The sequence below is a fragment of the Pseudoalteromonas sp. SR43-7 genome (assembly GCF_014163785.1).
In the GTDB taxonomy this organism is placed as follows: domain Bacteria; phylum Pseudomonadota; class Gammaproteobacteria; order Enterobacterales; family Alteromonadaceae; genus Pseudoalteromonas; species Pseudoalteromonas distincta.
Window position 1 is genome coordinate 32,078 of the sequence record NZ_JACJDY010000023.1, and the last position, 13,273, is coordinate 45,350.

10 protein-coding genes are annotated in these 13,273 nt (G+C 38.5%); 8 read left to right on the forward strand and 2 right to left on the reverse strand.

Annotated features, from left to right (window positions below):
* Window positions 1–365 precede the first annotated feature (365 nt).
* The 6 genes from H5087_RS16175 (at window position 366) to H5087_RS16200 (ending at window position 6,310) form a co-directional block, all read left to right on the forward strand.
* On the forward strand, window positions 366–1,103 hold the full coding sequence (locus H5087_RS16175) for an ABC transporter substrate-binding protein (RefSeq protein ID WP_182672710.1): 738 nt from the start codon (window positions 366–368) through the stop codon (window positions 1,101–1,103).
* 10 nt (window positions 1,104–1,113) lie between these two features.
* Window positions 1,114–1,854 carry an ABC transporter substrate-binding protein gene (locus H5087_RS16180; protein WP_182672711.1) on the forward strand — a complete coding sequence of 247 codons (741 nt, stop codon included), beginning with the start codon at window positions 1,114–1,116 and terminating at the stop codon, window positions 1,852–1,854.
* Window positions 1,855–2,145: 291 nt separating this feature from the next.
* The gene (locus H5087_RS16185) at window positions 2,146–3,744 is read left to right on the forward strand and encodes an ABC-F family ATPase (protein ID WP_149592749.1); all 1,599 of its coding nucleotides are present in this window, start codon (window positions 2,146–2,148) and stop codon (window positions 3,742–3,744) included.
* Window positions 3,745–4,257: 513 nt separating this feature from the next.
* Window positions 4,258–5,001 (forward strand): ferredoxin--NADP reductase, encoded by a 744-nt coding sequence (locus tag H5087_RS16190; protein WP_182672712.1) that lies wholly within the window; start codon window positions 4,258–4,260, stop codon window positions 4,999–5,001.
* 250 nt (window positions 5,002–5,251) lie between these two features.
* Entirely contained in the window at window positions 5,252–5,980 is a 729-nt protein-coding gene (locus H5087_RS16195; RefSeq protein ID WP_182672713.1) for a nuclear transport factor 2 family protein, read from the forward strand.
* A 9-nt stretch (window positions 5,981–5,989) separates the two neighbouring features.
* Window positions 5,990–6,310, forward strand: coding sequence for a hypothetical protein (locus H5087_RS16200; RefSeq protein ID WP_002962108.1), 321 nt, complete (start codon window positions 5,990–5,992; stop codon window positions 6,308–6,310).
* 536 nt (window positions 6,311–6,846) lie between these two features.
* Here the strand turns inward: H5087_RS16200 and hemH are convergent.
* Both hemH and H5087_RS16210 read right to left on the reverse strand, forming a co-directional pair.
* Window positions 6,847–7,866: a ferrochelatase gene (gene hemH / locus H5087_RS16205; protein WP_182672714.1), complete on the reverse strand. Its 1,020-nt coding sequence runs from the start codon at window positions 7,864–7,866 to the stop codon at window positions 6,847–6,849.
* A 74-nt stretch (window positions 7,867–7,940) separates the two neighbouring features.
* On the reverse strand, window positions 7,941–9,269 hold the full coding sequence (locus H5087_RS16210; protein ID WP_024597460.1) for an HD domain-containing phosphohydrolase: 1,329 nt from the start codon (window positions 9,267–9,269) through the stop codon (window positions 7,941–7,943).
* A 224-nt stretch (window positions 9,270–9,493) separates the two neighbouring features.
* On the opposite strand from H5087_RS16210, the gene H5087_RS16215 reads away from it, so the two are divergent.
* Both H5087_RS16215 and H5087_RS16220 read left to right on the forward strand, forming a co-directional pair.
* Window positions 9,494–10,447, forward strand: a complete 954-nt coding sequence (locus tag H5087_RS16215; RefSeq protein ID WP_182672715.1) for a sensor histidine kinase — start codon at window positions 9,494–9,496, stop codon at window positions 10,445–10,447.
* 255 nt (window positions 10,448–10,702) lie between these two features.
* Window positions 10,703–13,243: a TonB-dependent siderophore receptor gene (locus H5087_RS16220; RefSeq protein WP_182672716.1), complete on the forward strand. Its 2,541-nt coding sequence runs from the start codon at window positions 10,703–10,705 to the stop codon at window positions 13,241–13,243.
* Window positions 13,244–13,273: the final 30 nt, after the last annotated feature.

A 13,273-nucleotide genomic window follows, 5' to 3' on the forward strand; every position in this document is an offset into this window, starting at 1 on the left:
TATTCATATAGAAACAATCTACATGATTGTTAAAAATAAATATAGGCTTATTAGTTATATAGCTAACAAAAACGATGCAGTTAGCATCAATGTATGCCTACTTTAACAATTATGTAAATTTTACTTTAATTTTCAAATGCTAAGTACAAGCTCTTAATATATATTTAAAAACATAAGTTCAAACTTCGGCAACCTCACTTGAGCAGTAAACGCGAATGTAATACCCCCCTCTATAAATACCTGCATACTAGGCATTCTCATAATTACGGATGGTTTTTACATATTCACTCAAACCCGTGCCGCTAAAATACAAAAGCTGGTTTATACTGTTGTAATAATGAGCAAAATAATAACTATGAGGCGTAATGAATAAATTAATTACCGTATTTTTATGTTTGCTGTTTACGGCTCCATTTAATGTATTTGCTTGTGAAAGAACCTTTAGCGTGGCATCGCACGATGCTTTTTGGCCGCCTTATGTAATGGGCATTAACGGTAAGCTGCAAGGCTCGGAGGTTGATGCACTCAACATTATATTTGCTGACTCCCCTTTTTGTTTTGAAGTTAAGTTACTGCCAAATTCTAAGCGGGCTTTTATTGAGCTTAAATACGGCCGTATTGATTTGGAGTGGGCTGCAAGTTATACAGATGAACGCGCTAAATATGTGCACTTTAGTGATAACTACCGAACTGAGGTTATGCGCTTATACGAAAACAAAAATAATCAGCATAGCGTTAAAAACCTCGAAGACATTTTTAAACAAGGCTTTATTGTTGGCGCTAACTTTGGAAGCTATTACGGCGAGGAGTTTGAGCAATATAAAACTAAATATAAAAAGCAGATTGAATACACCAGTGCAACCAGTAAACGCTTTGAAATGCTTAATAAACAACGTATTGATTTTGCTATTGAAGACGAGTTAGTGGGGGCTTATTTTGGCAAAAAAGGCTCAAATATCAAATTAGTAACCAATATTGAACATGTAAATAAAGACGATATTTATTTAATGTTTAGCAAACAAACGGTGTCGGTTACTGAGCTTGCAACAATTAATGAGCACATAAATAAAAACAAAACAGCACTAAAAGCGCTGTTTGAATAGTAGGAGCGTAATGAAAACTTTATTTTTAGCGTTTACAACGCTGCTATTTACTCAGTTTAACGCCCTTGCGTGCACTAAAACATTGGTAATGGGCACTAACGAAACTAATTGGCCGCCTTACCTTGTAAAACAAGGTGATACATTTTTAGGCACAGAAGTGGATGCTGTTAGGGCTATTTTTAAAGATTCAAAATTTTGTATTAAATGGACTTATTTTCCGAGTTTTTCGCGTGTTCAAGCTGAGCTTAAAAATGGTCGAGTAGATATAACCTACGCGGCAAGTTATACAGAGCAACGCGCTCAATATGCGCACTTTAGTTTGCCTTATCGCGAAGAAATAATGCTGCTTTATAAACATAAAGATTCGGCTGATGTAACCAGCTTGGCTGATCTTTTTAGTCAAGATTTTACAGCAGGTATTAACCGAGGAAGCTTTTTTGGTGATGAGCTTGAACAACTCACAACCAAGTATTCTAAACAGGTCGTGCTTACTGCTCAAGCAAATAATCGATTTAGCATGTTAGATAAAAAACGAATCGACTATGTTATTGAAGACTCTGTGGTTGCGCAGTACTTTGTGAAAAAACACTCCTCAATTTCGCAGGTAAAAACTATTACACCGATTAACGTTAACAATGTGCACTTTATGCTAAGCAAGGAGTCGCTAACACTCGATGACGTGGCGACTGTTAATCAGTTAATTACCAAAAATAAGGCGGCTATAAAGTCAATTTATCAACCTGTGCATTAAAGCATGGCTAATAACTTAGCTATTTGGCGCCCCCTCTTTAATATTGCTTGGCATTAGTAATTATTTACATTGTGGCTGTAAGCACATTCAACGCTACATACGTTAAAAATAGTGACTTAAAACCGAGAATTGCCGTTATTTTTACTTGGTTATAAATTAGCTGCCTTTTATCTTTCATTCGTTGTGGCTGATCTGTATAATTCGCCAGCTAATTTACCCTATTGTCTGGTTCTTGTTTGTGGCGTTTTGCTGCAGCGTACTCCTGTCAGTACTAATCTAGGATTACCTTTTTTGATCTCCACCGCAAATATTACGATGCAGTTTGGCGCAGAGCCGTTGTTTGAAAACATTTCAGCTAAATTTGGTAACGGTAACCGTTACGGTTTAATTGGCGCTAACGGCTGCGGCAAGTCGACTTTCATGAAAATTTTAAGCGGTGCGCTTGTTCCAAGTGCGGGTAATGTATCTATTACTCCAGGGTTAAAAGTAGGTAACCTAAGCCAAGACCAGTTTGCTTTTGAAGAGTTTAGCGTAGTTGATGCCGTAATTATGGGTGACGTAGAGCTTTGGAAAGTAAAGCAAGAACGCGAACGTATTTACTCGTTACCAGAAATGAGCGAAGAAGACGGTATGAAAGTTGCCGATCTTGAAAGTGTATTTGCTGAAATGGACGGTTACACAGCTGAAAGCCGCGCTGAAGAAATTTTGCTTGAAGCAGGTATCGATAAAGAATTTCATTACGGTTTAATGGCAAACGTTGCCCCAGGTTGGAAACTACGTGTGCTTTTAGCACAGGCGTTATTTGCAAACCCTGACATTTTGCTACTTGATGAGCCTACCAATAACTTGGATATTCATACAATTACGTGGCTTGCTAACGAGCTTAACAAACGTAAATGTACGATGATTATTATTTCGCATGACCGTCACTTTTTAAACTCGGTATGTACACACATGGCCGATATTGATTACGGTGAGCTGCGTATTTACCCTGGTAACTATGAGAAATTTTTAGAAGCTGCGGGCTTACAACGCGAGCAACTTTTAGCTGAAAACGCTAAAAAGAGCGCTGAAATTGACGAGCTACAAGACTTTGTTAACCGTTTTGGTGCTAACGCTTCAAAAGCTAAACAAGCAAGTTCGCGCGCTAAAAAAATGGATAAAATTAAGCTTGATGAAGTTAAATCTTCAAGCCGTATGAGTCCATCGCTTTCGTTTGACGAAGGTAAAAAAATGTATCGTCAGGCGCTTGAAGTTAATAAGCTTGGCCATGGTTTTGATGGCGAAACGTTATTTAGCGGCGGCGACTTTTTACTTGAAGCTGGCGCTAAGCTTGCTGTAATTGGCGAAAATGGTGTGGGTAAAACTACATTTTTACGCTGTTTAGTAGACGAGCTTAAAAGTAATGAAGGCGAAATTAAATGGTCTGAAAATGCGAGCTTTGGTTATTGCCCGCAAGACAGCACTAAAGATTTTGATAACGATTTAACCTTGTTTGATTGGATGTCGCAATGGCGTACAGCTAAGCACAACGATTTAATGGTTCGTGGCATGTTAGGCCGTTTGTTGTTTACAGCTGACGATTCAAACAAAAAAGCGCGTAACTGTTCTGGTGGTGAAAAAAACCGCCTGTTATTTGGTAAGTTAATGATGCAAGACGTTAACGTACTTGTTATGGACGAACCAACTAACCACATGGATATGGAAGCCATTGAAGCGCTTAATAACGCGTTGAAAGACTTTGAAGGTACGCTTATTTTTGTAAGCCATGACCGTGAGTTTGTTTCGTCATTAGCTACACGTATCATTGATATTAAAGATAAAAAAGTAATCGACTTCCAAGGTACGTTTGACGAATACCTAGCAAGTTGTGAAGAGAAAAAAGCGTAAACTTTTTCTTATTGCTTATAAAAACGGTGCTAAATTTAGCGCCGTTTTTTTATGTGTGGAATTTGAGTTTAACTATAAAATTAATTAATAAAGGCTTAAATAAATAATTCACTAAGAGGTTAAGAGACGCTACGCTTTTAGAGTCAGTGATAAAATACTCGTTTTCTGGCTTGGCTCTTCTCATTTGCTCCTCTTTGGCTTCTCCTAGTGCAATAGTTTTTCAAGTAAATAATTCACTAATGGTGATATAAGACGCAGCGCTTTTAAAGTAAGTGATAAAATAAAAAACACTGTTTTTTGACTTAATTTTTCTTAGTTACTGCAGCATCGCTTTCTCTTATGCAATTAATGACTCTTATCGCAAAGCTAATTATTCACATTATTTTATTGGTAAATTCTGCATACCTCACTGCTTTAAATCTAGTCATATTCTCCTGTAAGTCTTTGTCACTTAATGCTAATGTTGATGGAGTGAATTATTTAAAACTTTAATAGCTAAACCAAGAGGTAACTATGTCTAATTGGGTTGAAGCAACAGTAAAAAATGTCACGTGGTGGAGCGATACACTCTTTAGCTTAACCGTTAATGCAAACGTAGAGCCGTTTAAAGCTGGTCAATTTACAAAGCTTTCAATAATGGATGGCGACAAACGCATTGCTCGGGCTTATTCATATGTGAATGCCCCTGAAAACCCCGATCTCGAATTTTATCTTATTAACGTAATTGACGGTTTGCTCTCTCCTCGTTTAGCTACATTACAACCTGGCGACACCGTATTAATAGAACAACATGCAACCGGCTTTTTTACCCTTGATGAAATACCACAAAGTGATCAGCTTTGGATGTTAGGGACTGGCACTGCCATAGGCCCTTTTTTATCGATTTTACAACAGCCCGATGTATGGAAAAAATACAAAACTATAAATTTAGTGCATGGCGTACGTTTTAATAACGACTTAAGCTATCAGGCACTTATTAACGAGCTATTAAGAGTGTACCCAGCACAACTCAACTATATTCCTGTTGTAAGTAGAGAGGAGCCATTACAAGGCTTAAGTGGGCGAATTACTAACGCAATTGAGAGCAACCGCTTGTTTGAATATGTAAAATTAAACCCTGAGCCTAGTAACGCGCAATTTATGATTTGCGGAAATCCACAAATGGTAAAAGACACAACCGCGCTACTTCTCGATAAAAACTTTACGCGTAACCGCCGTAAAAACCCCGGCAATATTACGGTAGAGCAGTACTGGTAAGCTTCAGTAGTGGTATTAACTACCCGATAACGTTAAAATTTGCTATGTTGCACCCTTATACTAATTTTATCAAAAATATGATCATTCTATTGCATTAAGTAACTCACTAACTGCGTTAAAAATTATTCATATAGAACAACTATATGTCACAATTTTTGCGTTGTTATTGCGCTATTTTTTAACGCTATAATAGATCGCCTATTTAATGTAATTGGTATTACACGTATTTAGTGTTCATTTTAGGAAAGTTATGAAACCGTTATCTATTATTTTAGCCTCATTAGTCACTACCGTTGCGCTAATTACTTATGCTGCAGAGCAAAAAGAGCCGCAAGTTGAAGCTCAAGCAAGCGTTGAAAAGCCAAAAGTTGAAAATGAGCAATCAGTAACTCAAACCAACACTGACGACAAAGTAAATACGCTTGAATACAAAGCGCCAGAGCTTAAAAAGCCAACAATTGATGCGACTAAACCAGACGATTCAAAAGTATTAGGTGACGAGCAAATTAAACCTGCTGAAAAGCCTAAAAATAAAATAGAAAAAGCAGTGGCTGTAGCGGAAGCTGAAAAAGCAGTAACGCAAGCAAAAGAAGCACTTACAGTTAAGCAGCAGACTAAAGCTAAACAATCGCGCGAATCACTTGCTGTGGTAGAGCAGCTAGTTAAAGCATATAACGCACGTAACATTGAAGAGTTTCTTCGTGTATATGCCGAAGATGTTGAGTTTTATATTTTCCCTAATGAGCTATTATTTAAAGGTAAAGAAAAACTAATAGAACGTTACGGGCTAATGTTTAAAAAGTTAAAGTGTATTCACTCATCACCAATTAAGCGCATAGTGCACGGTGATATAGTGATTGATCACGAACTTTCAGAAACCTGTTCAACTGACGAAAACGTAGTTGATAAACGCTCAGAACTTATTTCGAGTTATCAAATTAAAGATGGGAAAATAGTACGCGTACTGTTTTTTAGATAAAGGCTTTAAATGCAAATAAATGACGACAAAAAAATTCGCTTAATGTATCGCATTGAGCCAGGTTGCCTTGGACCTAAGGGTGCTGAGCATATTGAAGATTTTTGTCGTTTTGCAAACAAGCATATTAAATCCCCCTTTTATGGCCAATTTGTATTTTTACCACGTTACGATAAAACCATAGACGAGCGACAATACAGCGTTAACAGCCGCAATTTATCACTTGCTCAAGCTCGGGCTTACTTAAAGCACTTTGATATTAATATTGAAGAATTTGAAGAACAACTCGACGAGCTCCTCACAAAAGCGATTGATTTATACTTTAAGCGATAGCGTTTAATTGCTGTTGCTTAGTTATTGCCTCCCCTCAAACGTACATTTTTATTTATTTTAATTACTATTAAAAATATAAATAATTTCTTTCACAAAGATAAGGTAATCAGTAATAACTGAGAAAAACCAGATCAGCCAATATGTATCATTTACTCTAAAAGCGCAGCGCCTCTTAACCTCTTTGTGAATAATTCGCCCTTTAAAAGCTTTTATTTGAACAATGAGAAGTAAATGAGAAAAGCCAAAACCAGTATTTTTATGTTTTATCACTACTCTAAAAGCACATCGCCTCTTAACCTCTTTGTGAATAATTAGCCCTTTAAAAGCTTTTATTTGCACAATGAGAAGTAAAAGAGAAGTAAATGAAAAAGCCAAAACCAGTATTTTTATGTTTTATCACTACTCTAAAAGCACATCGCCTCTTAACCTCTTTGTGAATTAATTAACTAAATATTTTAAAAGCATTAAAAACAAAAAAGCGGTGTTAATTTTAACACCGCTTAATGCGTAATATATTTAGCTTTAGTAAGCTTGGGTTACAACATAGGTTTTATAACATCAAACACAGCTTCTATATGGTCGTCTCTGTCGTTTAGTGCCGCTATGTAACGGTATTTTTCGCCGCCTGCGTTTTCGAATATTTCACGGTTTTCACCTTCTAGCTCTTCAAGTGTTTCTAGGCAGTCGGCGCTAAAAGCAGGACTTATAATAGCTACATCGGTAATACCTTCATCAGGTAAGGCTGCAAGAGTTGCGTCGGTATAAGGCTTTAACCACTCTGCTTTACCAAATCGACTTTGAAAAGTACTAATTACTTTGTCTTTATCAAGGCCTAGTTTTTCGACAACTAAACGCGTGGTTTGTAAACATAGGCAATGGTACGGATCGCCGCGATCTAAAAACAATTTAGGCATACCGTGATACGAAAAAACAATTTTTTGTGGCATACCATTCGCTTCTAAATCCTCACTAATACTATTAGCAAGCGACTCAATATAACGGGTGTTTTTATGATAGCCATTTATAAAATGTAGTTCTGGCACCCAGCGCCATTTACGCAGTACGCTCGATACAGCATCAAACGTAGAACCCGTAGTTGGGCTAGAATATTGCGGGTACATTGGTAAAATAATTATACGCGTTAAGCCTTTATTACGAAGCTCTTCAAGGCCTGCCTCTATTGAAGGGTTGCCATAACGCATTGCCATTACGACTTCAGTATTGGTATAACCTTGCTCTTTTAATAAGGTATTTAACTTTACACTTTGCTGGCGAGTAATGTGGGTCAGTGGTGAGCCGTTTTCGGTCCATATACTCTCGTATAATTTAGCCGAACGTTTAGGGCGTACGCGTAAAATAATGCCATGTAAAATTATCATCCATACCAAGCGTGGTATTTCTACAATGCGTGGATCTGATAAAAATTCGCGTAAATATGTACGAAGCGCAGCCGCTGTTGGTGCATCAGGGCTGCCTAGGTTAGTTAGCAGTATTCCCGTTTTTTGGTTAAAACGCCCATCATGGGGGTTGTCAGTAACCGCAGAAAATCGCGACACAGAGTGCTCCTTCAAGCAAATTCAATAATCTATTTTATGCACATTGTAACGAAAAAAACTGCGGTTTAGATCAATCATTTAGCAGTTTTCACCATTATTCTGAACGGAGTTGGTTTTTTCGATTCTAGCTGTTGGAGTTTTTCTATCGATTTACTGCCAAATACATGACCTTTGGGCAGCAACATTATGCCCGTATGGCTGTGTAGAGCATGGCCTAGTACCATTTGATCTTTGAGTTCATGGGCGTTACAAATTAGCACTGATCCTGCTGAACTTTTTTGTTCGTGTAGTTTTGCATGGCTTGCTTCAAGTGCACGTACAATTTTAGGATGATAAAACGATCCACTATAAAGTTTTACACTTTCGAGTGCATCATCGTGGCGCTGCTTTTCATCACTTGCATTGCTCTGCTCAAACGCGTCCCAATAGTCGCGCGCTAAACCTAGCACCATAGCGCCTATTGGTATGTCGTTTCCGGCAAGGCCTTTGGGCATTCCGTTTCCGTTAAAGCGCTCAAACTGATAATAAATAGCATCCGACAAGTCATGTAAATGTATTGCTGGCATTAACATTAATTGTGCAGTACTTGGGTGAGTATAAAAGGTTTTGCGTTGTTGCTCGTTTAAGCGGTTAACTGGTTTTTTATAAAGATCAGGATCCATAGCAAGCAAGCCTATTTGCGCCAAGTAACCAGCCATAGGGGCAAGATCAATGCTTTTTTGCGACAAGTTTAAGTAAAGTGCTATTTGTGTGCAGGTATTAGCAATATTTTGTGCTTTGTTGCCATCTAGGTAAGGGTTTGCGTTAACGAAATTATATAGCAGCTCTACGGTCGATTTATGCTCTTGTTTTTCGCGCTCGTTGGCGTCTTCAAGCTTTTTTAAAACCTGTTTGATTTGTAAGGTGCGTTTTTCTACCCGTTGTTCAAGCGAATTATTAAGCTCTAGCAACTCTTGGTTTTGCGCTTTAACTTGTGCCTCTAATTTTTGATTTTGTTTTTTTAGTGCAAATTTTTCTAGGCTATCTCTAATGCTACGAAGTAATAAATCGTTTTGCCAAGGCTTTTGAATATAACCATTTATTTGGCCCTGATTAACAGCCGCTAAGGTGGTTTGTATGTCGGCGTAACCGGTTAATAAAATGCGTTGGGTGTCGGGTGCCAGCGCACGCGCTTTTTCTAAAAACTCGGCACCGTTCATTACCGGCATACGCATATCGCTAATAATTAAACCAAACTCATGATTTTTAAAAAGTGTTAATGCGTTTTGCGGATTATCGCAAACAATAACCGTTAAGCCATTTACTTCAAGTAGTCGTGTTAACGTACGTAGTACTATTTCATCATCATCAATGCAAAGTACATCAACCTGATTTATTGGTGTGCTTGGTGTTACTTGAGTCATTGAGTCGCCTTTAAATTACTTCTGGTTAAATAATAGCTTAAAAAAATATTCTATGGTGTGTTTGTGACTACCTTTTATATTAAGTGGTATTTATATAATGGAGTTATTAGCAATAAGTGGATAATTACTCATGCATAAAATTAGGACTTGGCTGCACTAAAGTTGCAAATTTGCATACAGACGACTAAACGTTAAGTATAAAGTTATCTATATGGATGAAAGGAATGAATGGATCAGATGGTAATTTTGAACGTGCTTTTTTAAACGAACAAAAGCTGCGCTTGGCAGCAGAACAATTACTCAAAGATAAAAGCACCGTTTTAGTTGCCATAAATAATGAACTACAAAAAAAAGTAGCCGATTTAGAACACCAGCAAATGCTGTTTGTGCAAACCGAAAAAATGGCAACCTTAGGAACGCTTTGTGCAGGCGTAGCCCACGAAATAAATACCCCGCTTGCCTATGCAATGAGTAATATAGAAAGCTTACAAAATTCTACCCCTTTGCTTATCACGTTGCTAAAACTTAACGAGCAATACTTAAACAATGAAATTAAAGAGAGCCGTTTTAAACACGAAATAGACATACTCAATTTACAGTATCCGTATGCGTGGCTTTATAACAATTTGCAGGGACAAGTTAACGACAGCGTTGAAGGACTCAAACGAATAAAACAAATTGTGCATGACTTATTAAACTTTGCCCACCCATCCTCCTCGCAAGATAAGCAACTAACCGATGTAACAACGGGTGCTAATAATGCTTTAAGATTATTAAGTAACAAACTCAAACTATGCGAGATAAAAACGCGGTTTGAACCACTACCACTTATTTGGTGCAATTTATCGTCAATTAATCAAATTTTTGTAAATCTATTAATGAATGCTTGGCAAGCATGCGAGCTTGATTTAGAAAAAGGCTGCATTATTGAAGTCAATATTTTTGAACTAGACACAAATATCTGTATTGAGGTAAAAGATAATGGCTGTGGAATGAGTGAAGACACAATAGCGCATATGTTTGACCCTTTTTACACAACAAAAGAAGTCGGAAAAGGCACCGGTATGGGTATGACACTTGTATACGCTATGGTGAGCGATCACGATGGAAAAATAGAAGTTAACAGTACATTAGGCACAGGTACGACCATTCGCTGCCTATTACCTTTAAAAGTGTAAAATAACGAACAAAACCACATTGTAAATAAAGTGTTAAATACTCTATTTTTTGATGTTCAATCCCTTCTTAGCACGTATTTTAACCAATTTGATGTGGTTTTTTCTTATCTTGAAGTTTATTTGCATACTTAGACCAAATATTTAGTTTTTTTCATTTCTTTTTGTTTGCATATGTTGCTAGGATGTTTGCAACAGGTTATGAGCATCATAACCACACACATATTATTAAGAATACAAAAAAACAGGGTCGCCACTATGTCAATATACCGTTTAAACACACTTGCTGTAGCCGTTGCTTTCGCGTTTAGCGCACCAAGCATTGTTAACGCTGAAGAAGCACCAGTGCAAGCTGCTAAAAACATAGAGCAAATATCTGTATTAGGATCGCGTGTATCTAACCGCACCTCTACAGAGTCTTCTTCTCCTATTGATTTAATTGACGCAGATGATTTAACTAAAGGTGGTTTTACCGAATTAGGCCAAAGCCTTCAAGCGACAGCGCCTTCATTTAACTTTTCGCGTACACAAGTATCAGACGGTTCAGATTTATTTAGACCCGCAACACTTCGTGGCTTACAACCAGATCAAACCCTTGTATTAGTAAATGGTAAACGTCGTCATAACCAATCAATTTTTGGCCTTAACGGTACAGTAGGCGCAGGCGCTGCGGGTACCGATATGAATGCCATTCCGCTAACGGCCCTTAAAGGCGTTGAAGTATTACGCGATGGCGCAGCAGCGCAATATGGCTCTGATGCTATTGCAGGCGTAATTAACTTATCTCTTAATAACTCAACCGGTATTACAACGGGTTTTGTACAATACGGCGGCACAAGTGAAGGTGACGGCGACACTATTTCAGCAGGTTTAAACCGTGGTTTTGAATTAGGTAACGAAGGCGGCTTTATTAACCTATCGCTTGAGTACCGTGATGCCGATGGCACTAACCGCGCAGAGCGCGATACGGGGGGTTCGCTTAATGTTGAACCAGGTACGCTAAGTGAAGATGTACGCTGGGGCCAAGGTAACTCAGAAAGTGAATTTACGTCGTTATTTTACAACATGGCATTACCAATGGGCGACGGCGAGCTTTACTCGTTTGGTGGCTACTCAGAGCGCACGGCGCTGGGTAATGGTTTTTACCGTAACTTTAACGAAGCCTCTAAAAACGTAACTCAAGTATATAGTGATGGTTTTTTACCGCGCATATATAACGAAGCACAAGATATTTCAGTCGCGCTTGGGTTTAAAGGCGATATAAACACAGATTGGACTTACGATGTATCTGCTGTTTATGGTGAAAACCAATACGATTTTACATCACGCAATACATTAAATGCTTCTTACGCGGCTGAGTATTTATTTAATAACCCAGATGCAAGCGATGCCGACATTGCAGCAAACTCAGGGCCTACTGGCGGTTACTCAGGTGGTTTTAGATTCGATCAAACAACGATTAACCTTGATGTAAACGGTATTTTAGATATTGGCCGTAGTGAGCCTTTATATGTAACAGTAGGCGCCGAATACCGTAAAGAAAACTACGAAATAGTGCCTGGCGATGAAGCATCATACGCGTGTGGGTTAGCAAATATGGATACTTCGTACCCATCAGTAAACGATCCGGATCAATTTGCACAGTGTGGTTTTCAGGCTTATAACGGCCTTCGCCCTGAAGCGGCTAACGACAGCGACCGTAACAGCTACGCAGTTTATGTAGACGTAGAAACTATGATCACCGACGCATGGAACGTAAGTGGTGCGCTACGTTATGAAGATTTCTCAGATGCTGGGGATGATTTAATTGGTAAATTAGCAACACGTTATGAATTTTCAGATGACTTTGCTGTACGTGGTGCAGTATCTACTGGTTTTAGAGCACCATCACTTCAACAAAGTGGTTATACAGCGTTTACAACTAACTTAGGCTCAGACGGCACGTTAACGCAGTCGTTCACTGCAAACACCGGTACAGCCTTCCCAAGTGCGTTAGGCGTAGATAGCTTAGAGCTTGAAACATCAACAAACTACAGCGCAGGTTTTGTTTACGATGTAACAAGCGAGCTTTCGTTAACGGTTGATTTTTACCGTGTTGAAATTGAAGACCGTATTACACTTGGCAGCTTACTTACCGCTGACGACGTATCGTTTAGCTCTGAAGCGGTTGCAGCGCTACAAGCAACTGGTGCAGTGCAAGCTAACTACTTCTCAAACTCGGTTGATTCTACTACGCAAGGTGTTGATATTATTGCATCGTACCGCACTGAAGTTGAAGGCGGTAATTTAGGAGTAACCTTTGCAGGTAACCTAAACGATACTAAAATAGACAGCGTAAACGCAGAAGACGGTATTCCTGAAGCGGTTGCTTTTGACGATTTACAACGTAGCTTTTTTACCGACGGACAACCGAGCGAACGTGCAACGCTTACGTTTGACTACGAACGCGATGCCTACACATCAACCATTCGCTTTAACTACTTTGGCGAAACAGATGTAAAATACTTTGGTAACGACCATATTTCATTACCTGGTGAGCTTTCGCCTACGGGGTCATTTAAACCAACAAGTACGGTTGAGTCTGCTGTGTTAGTTGATTTAAATGTTAGTTACCAAATTAATGACATGTTTGCGCTTTCGGTAGGTGCCGATAACGTATTTGACGAAACACCAGATGAATTAGGCGACGACGAAGTACTTAATTTTATCACCAACGGCGCATTTAAATACCCTGTACGCGCATTGCCATACGGCTTTGACGGCAGAACGTATTACGCAAAAGTAAGCTTTAGCTTTTAATTTATAAAGTAAACTAAAGTAATATTAAGC

Excerpts from the sequence above, each read along its gene's own strand:
- H5087_RS16180 (WP_182672711.1), top strand. The coding sequence starts at position 1,114 with ATGAAAACTTTATTTTTAGCGTTTACAACGCTGCTATTTACTCAGTTT.
- H5087_RS16175 (WP_182672710.1), top strand. The coding sequence starts at position 366 with ATGAATAAATTAATTACCGTATTTTTATGTTTGCTGTTTACGGCTCCA.
- H5087_RS16190 (WP_182672712.1), top strand. The coding sequence starts at position 4,258 with ATGTCTAATTGGGTTGAAGCAACAGTAAAAAATGTCACGTGGTGGAGC.
- H5087_RS16220 (WP_182672716.1), top strand. The coding sequence starts at position 10,703 with ATGTCAATATACCGTTTAAACACACTTGCTGTAGCCGTTGCTTTCGCG.
- H5087_RS16215 (WP_182672715.1), top strand. The coding sequence starts at position 9,494 with ATGAATGGATCAGATGGTAATTTTGAACGTGCTTTTTTAAACGAACAA.
- H5087_RS16195 (WP_182672713.1), top strand. The coding sequence starts at position 5,252 with ATGAAACCGTTATCTATTATTTTAGCCTCATTAGTCACTACCGTTGCG.
- H5087_RS16200 (WP_002962108.1), top strand. The coding sequence starts at position 5,990 with ATGCAAATAAATGACGACAAAAAAATTCGCTTAATGTATCGCATTGAG.
- H5087_RS16210 (WP_024597460.1), bottom strand. The coding sequence starts at position 9,269 with ATGACTCAAGTAACACCAAGCACACCAATAAATCAGGTTGATGTACTT.